Source organism: Cohnella ginsengisoli, assembly GCF_029525555.1.
Classification (GTDB): Bacteria; Bacillota; Bacilli; order Paenibacillales; family Paenibacillaceae; genus Cohnella; species Cohnella ginsengisoli.
In genome coordinates this window covers 829,804-850,963 of sequence record NZ_JAPDHZ010000003.1, presented here as the reverse complement: position 1 = coordinate 850,963, position 21,160 = coordinate 829,804, and the positions used below count along the sequence as shown (strand labels likewise).

The window sequence follows — 21,160 nt, the reverse complement described above, 5'->3', positions numbered from 1 at the left end:
TACGCGATGAGCGAAAAAGACATCGTCGACCGCACGAGGCGGCCGAACACGATCTCGACAATGGCGACGCAGATGGGGCAGCTCGGCGTTCGGCACGGCGACACGCTGCTCGTTCATTCCTCCCTGTCCCGCATGGGCTGGGTATGCGGCGGTCCGCAAGCCGTGATCCTGGCGCTCCTGCAGGCTGTCGGCGAGAAGGGCACGATCGTCATGCCTGCGCAGAGCGGCGACTGGAGCGATCCGGCCGAATGGCAGCATCCGGCCGTGCCGGCGGACTGGCTCGAGACGATCTATCGCGAGATGCCCGCGTTCGATCCGGCGCTGACGCCGACGCGGGGGATGGGGCGGATCGCCGAGCTGTTCCGGACCTGGCCGGGCACGCTGCGCTCCGACCATCCGCAAGTCTCCTTCACGGCCAACGGCAGGCACGCCTCCTGCATCGTATCCGAGCATCCGCTGACGCCGCAGTTCGGGGAGTCCTCGCCGCTCGGCAAGCTCTGCGGGCTGGATGCGAAGGTGCTGCTGCTCGGCGCCGGATACGATTCGTGCACCTGCATGCATCTGGCGGAAGCCCGGCTCCCCGGCATGCCGAAGAAACGCATGGGGACCGCCGTCCTGTCGGATGGGGAGCGGTCGTGGCATTGGTTCGAGGACTATGCGTACGACGCAGACGATTTCGAACGGATCGGCATCCCCTTCGACAAGAGCGGGCATGTCGCGTCCGGCCGAATCGGAGAGGCCGAGTGCCGGCTGTTCGGGGCCAAAGAGGCGGTCGACGCCGCGGCGTCATGGCTGCGCGCGAACCGAATTCCTGGCAGCGACTTGTCAAAAAACGGGAGGGAGGGCAGTCATGACGCTTAAGGAAAGGCTGTTCGACGTCTATATCGGCGTCGACTACTCGGGAGCGGGGCTTCCCGACAAAGCGATCTCCGGGCTCGCGGTCGTAAGCGCCGTTGGCGACGAGCGGGCCACCGTCGTGCGCAATCCCCGTCACCCGCAGGGAAGGTGGTCGCGGTCCGCGCTGCACGGGTACCTGATGTCGGAGCTGGCGCAGACGGACCGGCGCGTGTTCGTCGGCATTGATCACGGCTTTTCGTATCCGCTCTCCGAGCTGGATTATTACGGGCTGCAAACGTGGGACGAATTTCTCGGTTGGCTCTCTCTTCATTGGGACACGCGCCAATCGTCCGTCGACGCATGCAAGAAGGGCGGGGCGCCCTACCGCAACGCCGATCTGCTGCGTCTGACGGAGGCGCGTTACGCCGTCGGGGCCAGCAGCGTGCTGGACCTGGATCGTACATTCGGGCACATGACGAAAACCGTCTCCTACTCGACGCACGCGGGTCTGCCCTGGTTGGCCGAACTCAGGGCTCGCTCGGACCGCAGCAAGGTTCAATGCTGGCCCTACGATCATATTTTCGCGCCCGCTGGCGGGGAGCCCGAGGTCCGGCCGATCGGCGGGCATATTGTGGCGGAGGTTTATCCGAAAATATGCAAGGAACGTCTCGCATACAAGGCCTCGCCTCCGTCCGCGCGGTACGGCAAGGCGCTGTCGGACCACGAGACCGACGCCTTCGCCGTCGCGGAATGGGCGCAGGGGCGCGACCGGGAAGGCGCATTCGCGCCGTATTTCCGACTGGAGACGCTGACGCCAGACGAGCTTCGGACGGCCGCGCTGGAAGGCTGGGTGCTGGGCTGTCTGTAAGCGGGACGGCTCAGGACGGCCCGTCGCGTTCGTACCGCTCGCGATGACGCTTCTTCATCGCCAAATAGTCGGGATCGGTGCGCGCCTCGTCCCACTTCTTTTTGAAGATCGCGGCGGACGCCGCCTTGACCGCGTCGTACCGGTCGGGCAGCTCGGCGCCCCCGTCTGCCGCGTACTTCCGGCCGCTCTTGTGGTTCGCGTAGCGGCGGGCACGGGTGAAGCCCATTTGCAAAAACTTGCGGGCCATGTCCATGCCGACGAAGTCGTACGCGGCTTTGTAGGCCAGGAACATCTCGTAAATTTTCTCCGACGATGCCGCAGCTTCCTCCGGCGTCTTGAATCGCCAATGCGGCAATATCTCGCTTTTGTACGGCTCCACCATCAGCACGCCCTGCTCGCCGCGGCCCACCGCGTACAGCTCGGGATGCGCGCGCAGGTCGAGGCTGGCGTAGTCCAGCGAATAGTCGAACGGTTTCATGCGTTCGCTCCTCCTTCCGGCGGCTCCATGCCGCGCTGCACTTCCTATTCTTTACCTATGCTTTACCCCGTCGGCATCCTTCTCCTCGACTCCGTCGAATCGTATCCCTTTACCGTACGTTCACCGCTCCCGTCCATCGGCAGGCTTGTTTATACTTGTTTATATTTGTAGGTACCCGTTCACAGTGACATAATCGGAGATACAACCGACTTCATTCGCGAGGCGTGATCCATCGATGAACATCTCCAAGCTCTCCTTTCGCAACAAGCTCAAGTCGGCCTTCCTGGTCATCTCGATTTTGTCGATTCTGATCACCGGCCTGTTCTCCTACACGACGACCGCGCGCATCCTGGAGGACAAGGCGCTGACGCTGACCCAGGACACGGTCGCCAAGTCGGCGCAGGTCGTCGACGAGAAGCTGAACAATCTGATGATCGTCATGATGACGTTCATGATCAGCAATTCGTTCCAGACCATGCTGAAGGACGCGGCGAGCGGCAATACGAACGCCTACTTCACGCATCTGTCCAATATGGACAATGTATTCTCCCAGGCCCGCATCGCCGAGCCGCTCATTCAATCCATCTACATCTCCACGCCGATCGGCGACTTCTATCCGTTGTCGATGAACTTGAACCGGTCCGTCGCGTTCAAGGACACGGCGCTCTATGCGCGCGCCGCAAAGGCGAAGCGCAACATCTGGATCGAAGGGCACGAGGACCCGCTGTTCAAGGGCAATCCGCGCGTCGTGTCCCTGATCTTGCTGCCGATCGCCGAATTCTCGACGCGCGACGTCTATGTCGTCGTCAACATCCGCGAGAGCGGTCTGCGCCAGATCGTCGGTTCGCCGGCATCGAGCGGCTCCGAGCGGTTCCTGCTCAATGCGGACGGCGGACTCGTCTACGCCGACGACGATCCGCTTGCCGGACAGACGGCGCACAGCGGCCGCGCGTCGGCATTTCTCAAGAGCGAAGCGGAAGCGGGGTACACGACGGTCCGGCTCGGCCGCGCGGACTATCTGCTCAACTACGCGCGTCTCGGGCTTAACGACTGGACGATCGTGGCGGTGCAGTCCAAGAGCGAGGTGCTGAAGGATCTGGACGCGGTCAAATGGGCGATCCTGCTCATCACCGCGCTCAGCTTCTTCGTTACCTTTCTGCTGTCCGGCTGGTTCACCCGCTATCTGCTCCGCCCGCTCAAGGGACTGCAGCTCGTCATGAAGCGGGTCGAGGGCAACGATCTGACCGCGCGCTTCGAGAGCGACCGCGAGGACGATCTGGCGCAGGTGGGCTACCGCTTCAACCGCATGCTGGAGCAGATCGTCGTGCTGATCGACGAGGTCAAGGCGGCCGAGGCGAGCAAGCGTAACGCCGAGATCAAGTCGCTGTCCGCGCAGATGGATCCGCACTTTTTGTACAACACGCTGAACACGATTTATTGGAAATTGAATCTGGGTCAAATCGAGCCTTCGCAGCGGATGGTCGTGGCGCTGTCCCGCTTGTTCCAGCTGGGCCTGAACAAAGGGCGGGAAATGACGACGCTGGACAAAGAGCTGGATCATGTCCGCAAATATCTGGAGCTGCAAAGCTGGTGCTACGAAAATCTGTTCGACTTTGCCATGGACGTCGAGGACGGCGCGCTGCTCGCCCGTTCCGTTCCCCGGCTTATTTTGCAGCCGCTCGTGGAGAATGCGATTTTGCACGGCTTCAAGGACATGGAGGAGGGCGGCCGCATCGTCATCGAGGTACGGCGCGATCCGGGCGGGGAGGCATGGATCCTCGAGGTCAGGGACAACGGTCGCGGCATGGACGCGGTCGACGTCAAGCAGCTCAGCCGCGCAGAAGGCGAGAGCGGCGGCTACGCGTTGGACAATCTGGTCAGCCGCCTGCAGCTCGTATACGGCGACGAGGCGCGGCTCTCCATCGAGAGCGCGCCGGACAGCGGCACGAAGATCGCGCTGCGCATACCGCTGAGAGGAGAGAGTAGCGATGAAAGACGCTGAACAAGTACGCATGATCGTCATCGACGATATCCGCAGCGTCGTCGCGGGCCTGACCGCGATCGACTGGGCGTCCCGCGGCATCGAACTGGCCGGCTCCGCCTACAACGGCGAGGAGGGAATCGCGCTCGTCGAACGGACGAAGCCCGATATCGTCGTGACCGACATCCGGATGCCCCGGATGGACGGGCTGGCGATGCTGAAGGCGGTTCTCGCGCTGAAGCCTTCGTGCAAGGTCGTGCTGATCACGGGGTACGCGGAGTTCGACTATGCGCAGCAGGCCGTGCAGCTGGGCGCGTTCGACTTCGTCCTGAAGCCTTTCACCGAAACGGAGATCGCGGACGCTGTGCTGCGGGCGAAGGAGAAAGCGCTCGAGGAGCGAACGCAGTCCCTCGGACGCAAGGAGCTGGAGCGCAAGGTGCGCGAGAGCATGCCGCTGCTCCGGCAGGAATACTTTTCGCTGCTCGTCCGCCATCGCACGCCCTGGGAGAGGGCGGAGCCGCGCTGGACGTTTCTGGGCGTTGAGCTTGCGCCCCGGGGCTTCACGGTCATGCTGATGAAGATCGACGGCTTCCCCGAGCAGGTGGCGGACTTGTCCATCCGCGAGGTGGAGCTCATCCGCTTCTCCCTGCAAAATATCGCGGAGGAGACGATCGCGAGGCATGCGGGGTGCGTCGTCTTCCGCGCGGGCGACGACCGGTTCGCCGCCGTGCTGAACGACCCCGGCCTTTTCGGGGCGGACGAGATCGGGGAGCGCGTCTGCCAGAACGTGGAGCGGTACACGAAGTTCACTGTGTCGATCGGCACCGGCGGACGCGTCGAGGAGGTGGCCGAGCTGCCGGACTCTTACCGGCAGGCGGAGACCGCGCTCGCCTACCATTTATATACGGAGGGCAACGGAGCGATCGGCTACGGCAGCCTGCCGAAGAACGATCGGCAGGAGCCGGTCGCCCTCGAGCACAAGGACGAGCTGCTGCTCGTCCTGCGCGCCGGCGGCGCCGACCGCGCGACCGCGCTGCTGGCGGATATGGCGCAGGCGCTCGGGCGCCTTGAGCCGCAGCCGAACCCCGACTATCTGCTCGGCCTGTACGAGGAGCTGGCCGCCGCGGCGATCCGTACGCTGTACGAGCTGGTGCCGCAGCCGGAGCTGCAGCCGCTCGTCGACCGTTACAAGACGCAGCGCGCCTCCGCCGGCGCGACGCTTGCGGGTCTGCAGCAGCAGCTGCGCCTGCTGTGCGCGAGCGGCGCCGAACTGGTGCGCAGCCATGCGCGTTCGGAGGGAGAGGCGGTCATTTACAAGTCCCTCGAGTATGTGCAGACCCGTCTGGACCGCAACGTGACGGTGAGCGAGTGCGCTTCGCGCGCGCACTTAAGCGTCAGCTACTATTCCAGCCTGTTCAAGCGCGTCACCGGCCTGACCTTCACGCAATATGTGACCGGCGAAAAAATAAACCGCGCCAAGCAGCTCATCCTGAGCGGCAAGCCCGTGCAGGACGTCGCGGCCGAGGTCGGCTACGAGGAACGGCGGTACTTCAGCGAGACGTTCAAGCGGGTGACGGGGATGACGCCGTCCGAATTCCGCGACAGCTACGTCTCCGGCGGCGATAGGCCGCCAAGACCGTAAGATTGTCGCCCTGGACAGTCGACTCGCCGTACGTTGCCGCAGCCGGTCCGCGCCTATAATGAACACGTAGCGACAATATACGATCTCAAAAGGGGTAGTTACACATGTGGAAAAAGAGCCTGGGTCTCGGCTTGACGGCCGTACTCGCGATCGGCACGGCAGCGTGCGGCAATTCCTCGAACAACGGTGGCGCAAGTTCCTCCGCTCCGGCTTCGTCCGCGTCTTCATCGTCGCCCGCCGCATCGTCCGCCGCGCCTTCCAAGGCGGCTTCCGGCGACAAGGCGGTCATCACGTACTGGACCGACGACCGTCACGACCAAGAGTATATCAAGTCGCTCATCGAGAAGTTCAATGCCGAAAATTCGGACAACATCGAGGTCGAGCTCACCGTGCTCTCCGAGAATTACAACCAGAGCGTGGACATCGCCTTCTCGAGCAACAAGGCGCCAGACGTTCTTCGTCTGAAGAGCGCCAACACGGAAACGTTCGTCAAAAAAAGGCTATTTGGCGCCGATCGATGAATACGTCGCGGACGACATGAAGACGAAGTTCTCCTCGCTGCTGCTCGACGGCGTCAACATTTTCGGCGGCAAGCTGTACAGCCTCCCGAACTCGGGGCAGACGCTCCGTCTCGTCTACAACAAAGACCTGTTCGACAAGGCCGGCATCGCCAATCCGCCGCAATCGCTGCAGGAGATGGTCGACGACGCCAAGAAGATCACCGCTGCGGGCAAGAGCGAGGGCGCCTACGGCTTTGCGCTCAACTTCAAAAATCCGAAAAGCGCGTTCGACCGTTCCATGCGCGAAATTTTGTCGCTCAGCGGCTATCAGGGTCTCGGCTACGACCTGAAAACCGCGCAGTTCGACTTCAAGCCTTACAGCCAGGTCGTCGAATACTTCAAGCAAATGTGGGACGACGGCAGCGTGCTGCCCGGCGCGGAGACGCTCGACATCGATCCGATGCGCGCCCAGTTCGCGGCCGGCAAGATCGGCATGTACCTCTCGTTCGCCACGGAGCCCGGCGTGTACAAGGATCAATTCCCGACGACGATCAACTGGGGCGCCGCGCTCGCGCCGACGCTCGAGGGCAAGCAGGTCGGCACGTCGGAGATCGTCTCCGCCGGTACCTGGCTCGGCATCAGCGACAAGTCGAAGCATAAGGACGCTGCCTGGAAGTTCATGGAATACATGTATCAGGACGATATCTTAACCGCTTATCACGAGCAGGGCTTCGGCATTTCGGTCGTCCCGAGCATCGCGGAGAAGGCCAAAAACCCGGACATCCCCGGCATGGAAGGCTTCCTGGTGGGCGAGCACGATTCGATCTGGCCGGTCTCTCCGAGCGTGACGCCCGAAGGCGCGAACTATGCCGACGCGTTCTTCAAATACATGCTGAGCGGCGGCGACGTGAGCAAGATCGTAACGGATCTGAATACGCGCTACAACGACGCCTTGGCCAAAGCGGTCGAGAAGGGCGACGTCAAGACGCAGCCGAATCCGTCCTTCGATCCGTCGAAGCTGGGGTCGTAATCTCTAAACTGTAATCGCAAAACTATAGAGAAGGAAGCGGGGGCTTTCGTGCGCGATCGGCGAAGGCCCTTCGTTATCCCCGGAAGGAGTGGAAGACATGACGCGCTGGACCCGTCTGAGAGAAAACTCGCTGCTGCTGCTCCCCAGCGTCATCCTGACCGTCGCGCTTGGCATTTATCCGTTGATCTGGGTGTTGCGCTATATGTTTTACGACTATCCCGGCTACGGCGCGGAGACGTTCGTCGGGCTGGACAACTTCAGGCGGCTGCTGCGCGATGCGGCATTCTGGGAATCGGTGCGCAATACGTTCGTATTCGCGGGCGGCAAGCTGCTCATCACGGTGCCGCTGTCGCTGCTGCTGGCGGTCATCCTGAACGGCAGGCTTCGCGGGCGCCATTTCCTGCGCGCGGTATTTTTTATGCCGACGGTCATCAGCACCGCGGTTATCGCCGTCGTGTTCTACCTGATCTTCAACTCGTACAACGGCATGGTCAACCAGCTGCTCATGAAGTATCACCTCATCGGCAGTCCGTTCGAATGGCTCGGTCCGAAGCATGCGATGCTGACCGTCATTCTGGCGGCCGCGTGGGGCGCGGTCGGCAACTACATGCTGCTGTTCCTGGCGGGACTGCAGAGCATTCCGCACGACCTGTACGAGGCGGCGTCGATCGACGGTGCGGGCCCCGCGCAGCGCTTCTGGCGCATCACGGTGCCGATGCTCGGGCCGGTCATGCAGATCATCATCATGCTGGCCATCATCGCTTCGCTCAAAGGCTACGAGAGCATCATGGTCATGACGGAAGGCGGCCCGATCGGCAAGACCGAGGTCATGTATCTGTATTTGTACAAGCTGCTGTTCCCGGTCGCTACGTCAGGCGCGGTCGTCGACCAGCAGTTCGGCTACGGCAGCGCGGTCGGCTTTACGACGGCCGTCATCGTCGGCATCATCACGGCGGCGTATTACGCGATGAGCCGGAAAATGAACAAGGTGTTCTAAGGAGGCGATTCGCATGAATGAACAAACGGCTGCCATGGGCAAGCCGGTCCCGCACAAGCGCCGGGACGGCGCCGCCTCCGGCCTGGCAGGCGCCCGGCTCGCGGCTGTCGCGGGCCGGACGGTTCTCTGGCTATTTCTGCTGATCGTCGCCGCCCTGACCTTGTTCCCGATCCTGATGACGGTGACGGGCTCGTTGATGACCAACTCGGAGCTGATGGGCGGCGGACATATCCTGCCGAGCGATTTGCAATTTCAAAACTACGCGGAGGCGTGGCGCCAGAGCAACTTCGCCCGCTTCACCTGGAACAGCGTCTATATGAGCGTCGCGGCGACGATCGGCACGTTGCTTGTCGCGGCCGCGGCCGCTTACGTCGTCGACCGCCGGAGCTTTCCCGGCAAGACGCTGTACATCGGGCTTCAGGCGTCGACGATGTTCATCTCGGTCGGGGCGGTCGTGTTGCGGCCGCAGTTCGACCTGATGGTTAAGCTGCACCTGAATTCCTCGCTGTGGGGCGTCATTCTAATCCTCATCAGCGCGCACGCGAGCACCTTTTTTATCCTGCTCGGGTTCTTCAAGGCGATCCCGCGCGAGCTCGACGAGTCGGCGATGCTGGACGGCTCCGGCTTCATCCGCACCTTCTACCGGATCATCCTGCCGCTGCTCGCGCCGGGACTCGGCGTATCGGGCCTGTTCGCCTTCCGCCACGCGTGGAACGAATACATCCTGCCACTCGTGTTCACGCTGACCGATCCGCATCTGCAGACGCTCACCGTCGGCCTTGCCAATCTCCGATACGGCTCCTCGGCGGCCATGCAGCTCAACCTGATGATGGCGGGCGCCTGCCTGTCCATCCTGCCTATGCTCATCGTGTACATGCTGGCGAACAAATCGTTCATGCAGGTGACGGCCGGCTCCGTCAAAGGCTAGACATAGAGATCGTTTAGGAGGGAAACCCATGACTGTATCGACGATCGGCGCGCTGGCGTCCAGCACGCTCGTCCGCCGGCACCCGGCGAATCCGATTCTGAAGCCGGAGGACGTGCCGTACGGGCCGGCGATGGTGTTCAACGCAGGCGTGACCAAGTACGAAGGCAAATATGTGATGGTGTTCCGCAACGACTACGGCAATGCCGCGCTCGGCACGATCGAGCCGCACAGCACGACGAATCTGGGGCTCGCCTACAGCGACGACGGCGTGACTTGGGAGGTTCAGCCTGCGCCTTGCTGGAGCTGGCACGACGAGGAGGTCACCCGCGTCTACGATCCGCGGCTCACCGTCATCGACGGCCGCTGCCATCTGTGCTTCGCGGTCGACACGCAGCACGGCGTGCGAGGCGGCATCGCGGTCACCGACGACTTCAGCCGCTTCGACGTTCTGAGCCTGTCCGTGCCGGACAACCGCAACATGGTGCTGTTCCCCGAGCGGGTCGGCGGCAAGTACGTGCGGCTCGAGCGTCCGTTCCCGGTATACAGCCGGGGCGGCCTGGACCGCTTCGACATGTGGCTGTCCGATTCGCCGGACCTGCGCTATTGGGGCGCTTCCCGTCTCGTCATGGGCGTCGAGCACGTCCCGTTCGCCAACGACAAGATCGGTCCCGGTGCGCCGCCGGTCAAGACGGACAAGGGCTGGCTGACGACGTTCCATGCCGTGGACATCGATCCCGCGCGCGGCAAGAATGGCTGGGAGCCCGCCTGGAGGAAGCGCTACTCGGCCGGCATCATGCTGCTCGACCTGGACGATCCCGGCAAGATCGTCGGCATGTCCCGCGCGCCGCTGCTCGCGCCGGAGGCGCCATACGAGACAGGCGGCGGCTTCCGCAACGACGTCATCTTCCCCGGCGGCATGATTCTGGAGGAATCCGGCGAAGTGAAGATCTATTATGGCGCGGCCGATACGGTGGAGTGTCTGGCAACGGCGGACGTGGACGATCTGATCCGGCTCTGCCTCGAAGGCGAAGCGGGAGGTGCCGGAGTATTATGAGCATCGATAGAGGAGTCGGACCGCATGGGAAAAGCGTGACGCTGCCTGCACAGTCGGTTCCCGTCTCGCACGAGGCCGACGTCGTCGTCGTGGGCGGCGGCGCGTCCGGCATCGGGGCGGCGATCGCCGCCGCCATGAACGGCGCGAGCGTGCTGCTCGTCGAGCAGCGCGGCTACCTCGGCGGCATGGGGACGGTGTCGCTCGTGCCGGCCTTCTGTCCGTTCACGGACAAGGAGAAGCCGATCGTCCGCGGCATCGGCATGGCGCTGATGGAGCGGATGAAGCAGGCGTGCAACGCCGACTACCGCAGCGAGTACAAGGACACGCTCGACTGGGTCCCGATCGACCCCGAGACGCTCAAACGCGTATATGACGACGCGCTCGAGGAGCACGGCGTCCGCACGCTTTTCCACTCCTTCGTCTACGACGTGCTGAAGTCGGCGGACGGCCGGCGCATCGAAGGCATCGTCGTCGTCAACAAGACGGGGCGCTCGGCGATCCGCGCGCGGTACGTGATCGACGCCACGGGCGATGCGGATATCGCCGCGCTGGCCGGCGTTCCGTTCCAGAAGGGCGGGGATGAAGGCGAGCTGCAGCCCGGGTCCATGTGTTATTTGCTGGCGAACGTGGACCGCGCGCGCTTTAACCGCTATCTGGAGGAGACCGGAGACTCCGGACAGCTGCACGCGACGGTCGAGCGGGCGATCGTGGAGGGGGCGCTCCCCGAGGGACGCAAGTCGATCTCCGGCCTGGCCTGGGTGAACGACTATCTCGTCGGCGTCAACTTCGGCCACGTGTTCGGCATCGACGGCACGAAGGCCGAGGACCTGACGCGCGGCGCGATCGAGGGACGGCGGCTGGTCGAGCGGCAGCTGCGGTTTTTTCAGGCGTACGTGCCGGGCTTCGAGCGGGCGCACCTGGTCGCGAGCGGCGAGCAGGTCGGCATCCGTGAGACGCGCCGCATCCAGGGCGACTACGTCCTGACGGCGGACGACTTCATGAACGCCCGCTCTTTCCCGGACGACATCGCGCGCAACGCTTACTACATCGACATTCATCTGGCGAACAGCAAAGCCAAGATGACCTTCACGCACCTGAAGCCGGGGCAATCGCACGGCGTGCCGTACCGCGTGCTGCTGCCGGTGGGCCTCGACAATCTGTGGGTGCCGGGACGCGCCGCCTCGTCGGACCGCGCGGTGCAGGGCTCGCTGCGGGTCATGCCAAACTGCTTCGCCATGGGGCAGGCTTCGGGCACGGCGGCGGCGCTGGCCTTGCGCAACGGGACGGGCTCGCGCGAGGTGCGGTTGCCCGAGCTTCGGCGCCTGCTCGTGGAGCAGGGCGCGTGGCTGGGCGAACAAACGGCGGCCTCGGCGGCGGAATAAAGAATCGGTCATACGGATTGGAGCGTGCAGCGGGATGAAGGGGCAAGGAAAACGCTGGGGGACGCTCGGGGACAGCATTACGGCGGCAAACGGCTACCAGCCGATCGTGCGGGCTGCGCTGGGCTTCTCGGAGGTGCTTAACTACGGCAGGGGCGGCTGTCCGATGACGGCCGGGGGCGCGACCGACGAAGGCGCCACCGTCAATATGGCGGCGGGGATCGATGCCGGCTTGGATTGCGTCACCGTTTTCGCGGGAACGAACGACTACCGGCTCGACAAGCCGCTCGGAAGCCGGGACGGGTACGACCCGCTCACGTTCGTCGGCGCTTACAGGACGCTGATCGAATCCCTGCTGGCTGCGAATCCGGGCTGCCGCTTAAGCCTATGGACGCCGCTGCAGCGCGACAAGGACGGCTACGATATCGTCCGGCCCAATGCGCCGGGACATCGGCTCGGCGACTATGCGGAAGCGGTCTCCGCGCTCGGCCGCGAATATGCGCTTCCCGTACTGGACTTGTATGCGGAGAGCGGGCTGAACCGGCTGACGCTCCCGCTGTTCACGGACGACGGCTTGCATCCGAATGAACGGGGACACGCCCGAATCGCCGCGATCGCGATTCCGTTCCTGGAGCGGATTTAATAGAGTTCTTAACGACGGCCGCAGCACGGCCGGTCGGGAAGCAAGCGCAGGCGATCGCCTGCGCTTGCTTTCGTATTAAAGGGGAAATTCCCGACTACGCTGTTACAGCTCCGACCGCCCGTCCACATAGCCGTCGTCGATGGCCCGCCATAAATAAAGGCAGGCGATGCTGCGGTAAGGACTCCACCGATCCGCGTACCGCCCCAAGCAGCCGGGCGCCTCCTCGGGATTTATGCGTTCGTAAAGCCATTGGGCGGCGCGCTGCAAGCCGGCGTCTCCGAGCGAGAGGACGTCCGGCCGGCCAAGCGAGAAGATCAGGAACATCTCGGCCGTCCATTTTCCGATCCCCTTCACCTGCGTCAGCATGGCGACGGCTTCCGCTTCCGGCAGAACGCCGAGCGCTTCGTAGTCCAACGCGCCCGACAAAGTCCGCCGGGAGAGATCGTGGATCGAACGGATTTTGGCGTACGAGAGCCCGATGCCCCGCAGCGCCTCTTCGTCGTGCGCAAGCAGCGACTCGGGCGTGAGCGGCCCGCCTATTAACGTCGACAACCGCTGTTTGATCACGCCGGCGACTTTGGCGGATAACATCTGAGAGACGATAGAGCCGACGAGGGATTCGTAGGGCGTGCGGCTGGGCGACAGACGAATCTCCCCGACGCGCTCGATTAGCCGCGCCAGCACGGGATCCGATTGCCGCAGATAAAGTCCCTCGGGTGATTCGGCGTGTACGATCAAAGTCATGGGACGAGCCACCCCTCGGTTTGAGCGCTCGGAGGGGGCGGGACGAGGTACCGGACCGGGACGCCCGTTCGCGTCGCGTATTCAATCTCTCCTCTCGTGCTCTCGCCGATATAACCGCCCGGATTGACGACAAAGATCTCGTCGGCCATGTCGATTTTTTGCAAATGAATAAGGTCCAGCAGTTGCTTCTGGGATTCGGAAATTTCGGGACCTTCCGCATGAACGAAAACGCCGACAGAGATGACAACGTTGCCCGCAAGCGTCAATTCGGCGTTGATTCGTTCGAACTCGGACTTGAACCGCGTGGACCCGCACAGCGTGACGACCTTAAAGCTGCCGTTCGGATGTCCCGGGGCATCGTTTATCACCATGGGTAGCCTCCCTCTTGAAACGGGTACAGTTTATTTAATAGTAGCAGAATCGGAAGGCGAACGCTTCGCGGGCCCTAGAAAATTGCCTTTTTTTGCATTTTTGGACGGCGATATGGCGCCTGCGCCTTTCAATCCCAGTCTCAGGTAGGGTATAATGCTTGGCATGACCATTGTACGATACGCTTTAACATAAAGGAGATTCCATGAACTTCAACGACCTTAAGCTCAAGCCGGCGATTCTTAAAGCGCTGAGCGAAGAAAATTATACGACGCCCACGCCGATCCAGGAGCAAGCGATCCCCGTCGTGCTCGCGGGCAGGGACCTGTTCGGCTGCGCGCAGACGGGCACGGGCAAGACGGCCGCGTTCTCGCTGCCGATGCTCCAGCTGCTGAGCGATCAGCAGAAGCCGCCGGGCAAGCGCCGGCCGATCCGTTCCCTCGTGCTGACGCCGACCCGGGAACTGGCGATCCAGATCTACGACAACGTGCGCGCATACGGACGGCATGTCGACATCCGCAGCATCGTCATCTTCGGCGGCGTGTCCCAGAAGCCGCAAGAGGAGGCGCTCGCGCGCGGCGCGGATATTGTCATCGCCACGCCCGGCCGCCTGATCGACCTGATGAACCAGGGATTTATCGATTTGTCCCACGTTCAGATCCTCGTGCTTGACGAAGCCGACCGGATGCTCGACATGGGCTTCGTGCACGACGTGAAGCGCATCATCGCGAAGGTGCCGCAGAAGCGGCAGACGCTGCTATTCTCCGCGACGATGCCGACCGAGATCACCAAGATGGTGCAGACGATACTCTTCAACCCGGCCAAGGTCGAAGTGACGCCGGTGTCCTCCACGGCCGAGCGGATCGAGCAATCGGTCTATCTGGTGGACAAGGCGAACAAGCAGACCTTGCTGCTGGATCTGCTTCGCGACAAGAAAATCACTTCTGCGCTCGTCTTCACCCGCACCAAGCACGGCGCCGACCGCGTCGTCCGCCATCTGGCCAAGGCGGGCGTCTCGTCCGCCGCCATCCATGGCAACAAGTCGCAGAACGCCCGGCAGAACGCGCTCGCGGGCTTCAAGAACGGCACGACCCGCATCCTGGTCGCGACCGATATCGCGGCGCGCGGCATCGACATCGACGAGCTGCCGTACGTCATCAACTTCAATCTGCCGAACGAGCCGGAGACGTACGTGCACCGCATCGGCCGTACTGGCCGCGCGGGTCTGAGCGGCACTGCCATCTCGCTCTGCGAGGAAGAAGAGCTCCCGTACCTGCGGGATATCCAGAAGCTCATCGGCAAAAAGATCCCCGAGATCAAGGGGCATCCGTATCCGCTGGGCTCCGCGCCGGCCGAGCCGAAGGACGAGGCCGACCAGCAGCGCGGCGGGGGCGGGCGCGGCCGTCAGGGCGGCGGCCGTCAGGGCGCCGGCCAAGGCGGGCGGGCTGAGGCCGGTCGCGGCGGCGGCCAGGAAGCGGGCCGCCAAGGCGCAGCCGGCGGCAGGCAGGAAGCGGGCCGTCAAGGCGCAGCCGGCGGCAGACAGGAAGCGGGTCGTCAAGGCGCAGCCGGTGGCAGACAGGAGAGCGGCCGCGGAGCGCGGCCGGAAGCGAGCCGCGGCGGTCGGCCCGACGCGCCGCGCGGCGAGAGCCGGCCGGGCAGCGGCGCCGGCCGGAGCCAAGCGCCGGCGGGCCAAGGCGGTCGCGGAGGCGCAGCCTCGCAAGGGCGCGCGGGCCAGGCGCAGGCCGGCGGCGGGCGCCAGCAGCAGGCAGGGCGGCCGTACCAAGGGCCGCGGCCGTTCTCGCTGAAGGCGCAGCCGACGGATACGCGACGCTCTTAATTGCGGCGCGAATAGCAGGGACGCGCGATATGGAGCCAGCCGCTAGCGCAATAGAGCCGCTTGCACGCTCCATTCGCCCCGGCGCACGTATCCTGCAAATGTGCGCGATACAGCAGGTGCGGCGACTACCGACCGAGGCTATCCTGCAATTCTGCACGATGCAGTGCCGATTCTCACCGGAAACAGTTGTTTGCTGACTTGTAGCATGCAGATTTGCGCGATGCACAAGGCTCAACACGTTACTGGGTTTGCCTATCGCGCACTTTTGCAGATGCCTTTCGAAGGAATGTCTTGCGCGACCCATGGTCGATGCGGACATTCCTTTTTGCCATGTCCGGAGCAGCCACCCTTTCGCCCAAAAAAGGCTCAACCGGAAAAAAAATCATGTCCACACGCAACTCTCATCGACGAAAAAGTCTCAGCTGGAAACAAACCGCATTCAACCGCCGTCCCCATCGCGAAAGAAGTCTTAACCAGAAACAAACCGCGTTCAACCGCCGTCCCCATCGCGAAAGAAGTCTCAACCAGAAACAAACCGCGTTCAACCGCTGTCCCCATCGCGAAAGAAGTCTCAACCAGAAACAAACCGCGTTCAATCACCTCCCCCATCGCGAAAGAAGTCTCAACCAGAAACAAACCGCGTTCAACCGCCGCCCCCATCAGTTGAGTCCATATAATTGTGTAAAATGGATGGCCTCTTGAAAATAAGGAGAGCCATGAAATAGAACCTCGTCTAGAATGGAGTTGTCGAGACAACATTCAAGGGAGAGGGCTATTCATGGCTCAGTATCAGATTACACTAGACGAGGCACTATTGCATCAATTGTTTATTGGACAGGCACGTGACGAGGGAGTGGCCAAGCTGCTGGAGACGGTGCTCAACCAGGTGTTGAAGGCGCAAGCAACAGATCAACTGGAGGCCGAACCTTACGAGCGTACGCAAACCCGTCAAGGCCAGCGAAACGGCAGTTATGCGCGAGGATTAACGACACGGGTAGGCAAGCTGCAGCTGGAGGTTCCGAGGTTTCGAGACGGCCAGTTCTCCACAGAGCTATTCGCCCGGTATCAACGTAGTGAGCAGGCGCTGGTGACATCCCTTATGGAGATGGTCGTGAACGGCGTCTCGACGCGGAAGGTTCAGCGGATTACAGAGGAACTTTGCGGTACAACGTTTTCGAAATCCACAGTGAGCGAGCTGTGTAAGCAGTTGGATCCGCTGGTGGAGTCTTGGCGCACGCGTTCCTTGGAGGAAAAGAGCTACCCGTTTGTCATTGTGGACGCCATGTATGTCAAAGTTAGAGAGAACGGTCGGGTGCGCTCCCGTGGCGTGTTAACCGGCTACGGCATCAACGAGCACGGTAACCGTGAGGTGCTTGGAATTTCCATCGACGATACCGAGTCCGAAGCGAGCTGGAGTGCATTCTTTGAGGGCTTGAAGCAGCGTGGACTCCATGGCGTAGACCTGGTCATCAGCGACACGCATGGCGGCCTTGTCCAAGCGATTAAGCATCACTTTCAAGGGGCGACATGGCAAAGGTGTCAGACGCATTTTACGCGAAATATTCTAGATGTCACGCCGAAGGCACTACAATCCGAAATAAAGGCGGCTCTGCGCTCGATATTCGAAGCGCAGAACCTGGAGAGCGCGAGAAGGCTGCTGGAAGAAACGCAAGAGATGTACCAGGAGAAAGCGCCAAAGGCCATGGAGACGCTGGAGCGAGGATTTGACGACGCCACAGCGGTACTGGCATACCCGGAAGAGTACCGGGTAAGAATCCGGACCTCGAACGGCATGGAGCGAGTCAACCGGGAGATCCGTCGGCGAGAATCGGTTATACAGATTTTTCCGAACCGTGAATCGGTTATCCGATTAATCGGTGCCGTGCTCATGGAGCTCGAAGAATTATGGAGCAACAAGCGCTTCATGGACATGACAAGGTACCATGCGTGGCAGAAAGAGCGTGCGAAGAATCAAAAGTAAGCAACAAAATTCGTCGACGAGGATTTTACACATAAATATGGACTTGCCCCCCCCATCGCGAAAGAAGTCTCAACCAGAAACAAACCGCATTCAACCGCCGCCCCCATCGCGAAAGAAGTCTCAAACAGAAACAAACCGCGTTCAACCGCCGTCCCCATCGCGAAAGAAGTCTCAACCAGTAACAAACTGCGTTCAATCACCCCCCCCCCTTCTTTGATGTTGGCCGCCCGCTGCCGATAAAGAGAAGAGATTAGGACAGAGGAGAGACTTACACAAATGAAAAAACGGTGGTTATGGTTGATGATCGCCTTCGCGGCATTCGCGGTCTTCATGACCTCGGCCCCGCCGGTCGCTCAGACGGTCTCCGCGGTGACGGCGCCTGCCAAAGGCATGATCTACGTGGACGCGCAAGGTAGATCCTATATCACGCTTCGTTCGCTGGACGGTTTCGCAGGCGGGCGGATCGTGCAAGGAGAGAACGGACGTGCCGTGACGCTATCGCTAGGCGAAGATGCGACGCTCGACATGTCGCCAGGCAGCACAGTCGCGACGCTGAACGGGGTCCCCGTGACGCTGAAGGCAGCGCCGTTCAACAAAGGCGGCAGCCTGTACGTTCCATTGACAGCGGTGACTTCGGCGTTCGGGTGGATAGTGCGATGGGAGCGTGACATCGAAGCGGCGCAGCTCGTGGCGCCGGACGGCGATTCGCTGAGACTGCCCGTCGCGAGAGGGAAGCACCCGGCGGACATGAAGCCGGTCGAGCAAGCGTCGGTGCGCTTCAAGGTCGGCGGCAGAACCTACGTTTCGCAAGTCGTGACTGTCGCGCTGCTGCATCCGGAAGTTCGTCTGGACACGGTGCTCGCCGGGAACAAGATCGGCAAGGTCGAGGAGCTGGGCAGTATGGCAAAACGGGCGAAAGCGAGGGTTGCGATCAACGGCACCTTTTTCGACGCCTACACGGACAGCGACTTCAAGGTGCCATACGGCTATATCGCGGGCGGCGGCAAGTTGAAGAAGAACAGCTCCGGCGACAAGCGGGCGACGTTCTTGTACGATGCCGATCAACTGGCGGAGATCGTCCCCGGCCTTTCGTTCATGGAGCGCTTTAACCAAGGCACCGTTGAGGGAGCCGTTCAAGCGGGCCCGCAGCTCGTCGCAAAAGGCAAAGTCGCGCTCGATATCGCCGGCGAAGGCTTCAAGGATCCGAAAATCTTGACGAACGGCGGGGCTCGCAGCGCAATCGGAATCACGCACGACCATCTGCTGCTTCTGCTGACGACGGGCGGCGCCACGATTCCGCAACTGGCGGAAATCATGAGGCAAGCCGGCGCTTGGCAGGCGATGAACCTCGACGGCGGCGCTTCGAGCGGGCTGTGGACGGACGGCAAATACTTGACCAAGCCGGGGCGATTGCTGAGCAACGCGCTCGTAGTGCGAGTCGGCTGAACAAGAAAAGCAGGCATGATATCCCAAAGGGGCCATCATGCCTGCTTTTCTTTGGCCTCAAGCCGCCGCCTTCGCTCTCGTCTTGGCGACGCCCGTCGGGCTCGGGACGGCGATGCGGAAAATGGTGAGCGCCACGACGAGTCCGGCGGTCGCGATATAAGTCCATTTCATCCAGGGCTGGCTCGAATCGGTGCCGAGGAGGAGCCCATGGACCAGGCCCATGAAGAAGCCGGGGAACGCGAGAAAGTGGATGGCGCGCCAGGTTTTTTTGCCGAGCCGCTTCATCATGTCCGACGAAGCGATCAGGATGAGCGTGATATAGAAGCTGAGCGTGCCGATTCCCATCAAATAAGGATGGGTGCGAGCTGCAAAAGGGACGAGCAGCTCCATCGGGCTGTAGCCGACGTACTTGTCGAACATCAGCACCGATCCGTGCAGGGCGCCGAACAAGAAGCCGAACCAGCCGGCGGATTGGTGAAGGAATAGCACGCCTGCGCGGGTTTTCGGCCCGAACAGCTTGAGACTCGTCAAAATGCCGGCGCCCGTCGACACGAACAACAGCAAGTAACAGGTAATGCCGGCCGCGCGGGTCGTCGTCCACACGGTCAGCCAATCAGCCAATCCGTTCATAGCTATCACGCTCCTCCATGACATACGTTTCCAGATCGCCGCCGTAGACGAGCGCGCCGTCGTTTTGAACGCCGATCATCGCGCAGCGGGGGGTTCGCCCGTTCAAGCCATGCCGGACCTTCGTCGGCGCCGAGCAGAAGCGCGCATTTGGCATAAACTTCGGCCATGACCGCGTCCGGCGCGATCACGGTCACCTGCGCCAGATCGGTGCGCGCCGATTGGCCTGTGCGCGGATCGACGATATGATGGCGCACGCTGCCGCCCTGGTCCTGCCAGCGGCGCTTGACCGCGCTGCTCGTCGCGATGCCGGCGCCTCTGCGAAGCGTCAGGCCGGTCGCGTCCCGCTCCGGGCGCCAAGGATCCGCGACGCCGATCCGCCAGCCGTCCGGCGGACAGCCCCAGAGGATCAGGTCGCCTCCGGCGCCGACGGCCCCGATCCGGACGCCGTCCTGCCGGGCCAGCTTCGCCAGATGCCGGGCCGTCCAGCCTTTGGCGATGCCCCCCGAGATCCGCTGCAACGTCCGGTCGCAGCCGGATCGCGCGGCTGCCCGGATCCAGCTCGGCGGCGGAGAGTCTGACGCTCGCCTCCCGGGCTCTGTCGCCGAGCTTATTCGTATCCCTTAACCTGGCGCCGGCCTCATTCGCATCAAGCCTACCGCCGCCATGCGTATTCGCTTTCGCCACCGCGCCGGCAGCGATGCCCGCCGTGCCTTCTTCCGCTTCGGCGGGGCTCAGCCGCTCGAAGCTCTCGCCATATCCGAGCCGCTCCATCACCTTGCCTAAGTAGGGGCTGAACAGTCCGCCGGTCTCGCGATGATAGCGGTCCGCCTCGGCGAGCACCTGATAGAGCAGCGGCGTCGCCAGAAACGGCTTGCCCGCGGCCCGGTTCAGCTTGGACAGCTCGCTGTCAGGCTGGAAACGGCTCAGTTGCGCTTCGGCGAACGCGAACCAGTTTCTCGCTTGCGCCCGCCAGCGAACCGGCAGACCCTGCGTGGCGATCGTCGTATTCATGGCCCTGAAGCTGTCGGTTTCCATTTTCGCCGCCTCCTTTGCGTTAACGATGTGCGTTAAGATGCGTGGGTCCGCATGCTGCCCTGGCTGTCCGAAGGTATCTGATTGTCCGATCCGATGCTGCCCGAGTCCATATCGCCGAATCTGCCTCTGCCGCGGCGTCCGAAGCCGCCCGTCTGGCCATCGTTCGTTTGACCATCGTCCGTTTGGCTCTGCCACTGGTCGGTCACCTGATCGTCGTCTTGCGCGATCGAACTGTTCGATTGACTGCCCGATTGATCGGTCGTCGCGGCCGGCTTCGTGTCGCCGTTGGCCGATACCAGTCCGACGAATCCTGTAAATAAAGCGACGCCCGAGAGCCCGACGATCCATTTAATCCACTTTTGCTGGGCCATAAACGCCCTCCTCTTTTATAAAAGCCTTTAGGCTTGGATCGATGATAAAACTCATTATGCGCCGTCAACCTTAAACGCCCTTTAAACGCGACTGAAAGTTGGCTGAATAAGCGGACGAAGCGAGGCGGTGCCTGCTGAAGATCGCTTCGCAACGCACGCGGCTTCCATTACAATAGAAGAATCACGGACGAACGGGTGAAACGGATATGACAGAAGCAGCTTACATATGGGCGCCGCTTGGCGTAGAGGAGATCCATCGGTTGTTCGAGGACTGGCAGGGGGGCTTGGGGCATCGCGGGCGGATGGGCGCTGGACCTGCACCTCGGCAGGCAGAGCCGGCCACACGACGATATCGACGTGCTGCTGCCGCTTGCGGATTACGGTTCGGTCTATTCGCGGCTGGCTTCGGA

Annotated in this window: 19 protein-coding genes and 4 pseudogenes; 14 read left to right on the top strand and 9 right to left on the bottom strand. The window is 62.4% G+C overall.

From position 1 onward, the window contains the following. Positions 1-6 precede the first annotated feature (6 nt). A complete protein-coding gene (locus OMP38_RS15330) occupies positions 7-861 on the top strand; it encodes an AAC(3) family N-acetyltransferase (protein WP_277565913.1) in 855 nt (284 codons plus the stop codon). After that, the gene (locus OMP38_RS15325; protein ID WP_277565912.1) at positions 851-1,705 is read left to right on the top strand and encodes a hypothetical protein; all 855 of its coding nucleotides are present in this window, start codon (positions 851-853) and stop codon (positions 1,703-1,705) included. Before OMP38_RS15330 ends, OMP38_RS15325 begins: the two co-directional genes overlap by 11 nt. 10 nt (positions 1,706-1,715) lie before the next feature. Here OMP38_RS15325 and OMP38_RS15320 read toward each other — a convergent pair whose 3' ends face one another. After that, positions 1,716-2,183: a DUF4385 domain-containing protein gene (locus tag OMP38_RS15320; RefSeq protein ID WP_277565911.1), complete on the bottom strand. Its 468-nt coding sequence runs from the start codon at positions 2,181-2,183 to the stop codon at positions 1,716-1,718. A 235-nt stretch (positions 2,184-2,418) separates the two neighbouring features. Between OMP38_RS15320 and OMP38_RS15315 the strand changes: the two genes are divergently transcribed. The 8 genes and pseudogenes from OMP38_RS15315 (at position 2,419) to OMP38_RS15275 (ending at position 12,337) form a co-directional block, all read left to right on the top strand. After that, positions 2,419-4,185, top strand: a complete 1,767-nt coding sequence (locus OMP38_RS15315) for a sensor histidine kinase (RefSeq protein ID WP_277565910.1) — start codon at positions 2,419-2,421, stop codon at positions 4,183-4,185. Then, entirely contained in the window at positions 4,172-5,806 is a 1,635-nt protein-coding gene (locus OMP38_RS15310) for a response regulator (RefSeq protein ID WP_277565909.1), read from the top strand. The genes OMP38_RS15315 and OMP38_RS15310 overlap by 14 nt, the downstream gene beginning before the upstream one ends. Positions 5,807-5,910: 104 nt before the next feature. Next, positions 5,911-7,336 (top strand): annotated as a pseudogene (locus tag OMP38_RS15300) (ABC transporter substrate-binding protein). Positions 7,337-7,433: 97 nt separating this feature from the next. Next, positions 7,434-8,333: a carbohydrate ABC transporter permease gene (locus tag OMP38_RS15295; RefSeq protein WP_277565906.1), complete on the top strand. Its 900-nt coding sequence runs from the start codon at positions 7,434-7,436 to the stop codon at positions 8,331-8,333. A gap of 13 nt (positions 8,334-8,346) precedes the next feature. After that, entirely contained in the window at positions 8,347-9,261 is a 915-nt protein-coding gene (locus OMP38_RS15290; RefSeq protein WP_277565905.1) for a carbohydrate ABC transporter permease, read from the top strand. Positions 9,262-9,289: 28 nt separating this feature from the next. Next, positions 9,290-10,315 carry a glycoside hydrolase family 130 protein gene (locus OMP38_RS15285; RefSeq protein WP_277565904.1) on the top strand — a complete coding sequence of 342 codons (1,026 nt, stop codon included), beginning with the start codon at positions 9,290-9,292 and terminating at the stop codon, positions 10,313-10,315. Next, entirely contained in the window at positions 10,312-11,697 is a 1,386-nt protein-coding gene (locus OMP38_RS15280; protein WP_277565903.1) for an FAD-dependent oxidoreductase, read from the top strand. The genes OMP38_RS15285 and OMP38_RS15280 overlap by 4 nt, the downstream gene beginning before the upstream one ends. A gap of 34 nt (positions 11,698-11,731) precedes the next feature. Further along, positions 11,732-12,337, top strand: coding sequence for an SGNH/GDSL hydrolase family protein (locus OMP38_RS15275; RefSeq protein WP_277565902.1), 606 nt, complete (start codon positions 11,732-11,734; stop codon positions 12,335-12,337). Positions 12,338-12,439: 102 nt separating this feature from the next. Here the strand turns inward: OMP38_RS15275 and OMP38_RS15270 are convergent, their stop codons facing one another. Together OMP38_RS15270 and OMP38_RS15265 are read right to left on the bottom strand one after the other, a co-directional pair. Next, entirely contained in the window at positions 12,440-13,081 is a 642-nt protein-coding gene (locus OMP38_RS15270; RefSeq protein ID WP_277565901.1) for a DNA-3-methyladenine glycosylase family protein, read from the bottom strand. Further along, complete coding sequence (locus tag OMP38_RS15265) at positions 13,078-13,452, bottom strand: hypothetical protein (protein WP_277565900.1); 375 nt, start codon at positions 13,450-13,452, stop codon at positions 13,078-13,080. Before OMP38_RS15265 ends, OMP38_RS15270 begins: the two co-directional genes overlap by 4 nt. A gap of 203 nt (positions 13,453-13,655) precedes the next feature. On the opposite strand from OMP38_RS15265, the gene OMP38_RS15260 reads away from it, so the two are divergent. Next, a complete protein-coding gene (locus OMP38_RS15260; RefSeq protein ID WP_277565899.1) occupies positions 13,656-15,287 on the top strand; it encodes a DEAD/DEAH box helicase in 1,632 nt (543 codons plus the stop codon). Positions 15,288-15,653: 366 nt separating this feature from the next. On the opposite strand, the gene OMP38_RS15255 is transcribed toward OMP38_RS15260, so the two are convergent. After that, positions 15,654-15,947 (bottom strand): hypothetical protein, encoded by a 294-nt coding sequence (locus OMP38_RS15255; RefSeq protein ID WP_277565898.1) that lies wholly within the window; start codon positions 15,945-15,947, stop codon positions 15,654-15,656. 118 nt (positions 15,948-16,065) lie between these two features. Between OMP38_RS15255 and OMP38_RS15250 the strand changes: the two genes are divergently transcribed. Together OMP38_RS15250 and OMP38_RS15245 are read left to right on the top strand one after the other, a co-directional pair. After that, positions 16,066-17,268: an IS256 family transposase gene (locus OMP38_RS15250; RefSeq protein WP_277564084.1), complete on the top strand. Its 1,203-nt coding sequence runs from the start codon at positions 16,066-16,068 to the stop codon at positions 17,266-17,268. A 276-nt stretch (positions 17,269-17,544) separates the two neighbouring features. Further along, the gene (locus tag OMP38_RS15245) at positions 17,545-18,714 is read left to right on the top strand and encodes a phosphodiester glycosidase family protein (RefSeq protein WP_277565897.1); all 1,170 of its coding nucleotides are present in this window, start codon (positions 17,545-17,547) and stop codon (positions 18,712-18,714) included. Between the two features lie 57 nt (positions 18,715-18,771). Here the strand turns inward: OMP38_RS15245 and OMP38_RS15240 are convergent, their stop codons facing one another. From OMP38_RS15240 to OMP38_RS15225, 5 genes and pseudogenes are all read right to left on the bottom strand, one after another. Continuing rightward, a complete protein-coding gene (locus OMP38_RS15240; RefSeq protein ID WP_277565896.1) occupies positions 18,772-19,344 on the bottom strand; it encodes a ferric reductase-like transmembrane domain-containing protein in 573 nt (190 codons plus the stop codon). After that, complete coding sequence (locus OMP38_RS15235; RefSeq protein WP_277565895.1) at positions 19,328-19,450, bottom strand: hypothetical protein; 123 nt, start codon at positions 19,448-19,450, stop codon at positions 19,328-19,330. Before OMP38_RS15235 ends, OMP38_RS15240 begins: the two co-directional genes overlap by 17 nt. 49 nt (positions 19,451-19,499) lie before the next feature. After that, positions 19,500-19,862, bottom strand: a pseudogene (locus OMP38_RS35890) (FAD:protein FMN transferase); the annotation flags it as partial. Between the two features lie 208 nt (positions 19,863-20,070). Then, positions 20,071-20,355: pseudogene (locus OMP38_RS35885) on the bottom strand (FAD:protein FMN transferase); the annotation flags it as partial. A 56-nt stretch (positions 20,356-20,411) separates the two neighbouring features. Beyond that, entirely contained in the window at positions 20,412-20,750 is a 339-nt protein-coding gene (locus OMP38_RS15225) for a hypothetical protein (protein WP_277565893.1), read from the bottom strand. Positions 20,751-21,005: 255 nt separating this feature from the next. Here OMP38_RS15225 and OMP38_RS35880 point away from each other — a divergent pair. Further along, positions 21,006-21,140: pseudogene (locus OMP38_RS35880) on the top strand (nucleotidyltransferase domain-containing protein); the annotation flags it as partial. Positions 21,141-21,160: the final 20 nt, after the last annotated feature.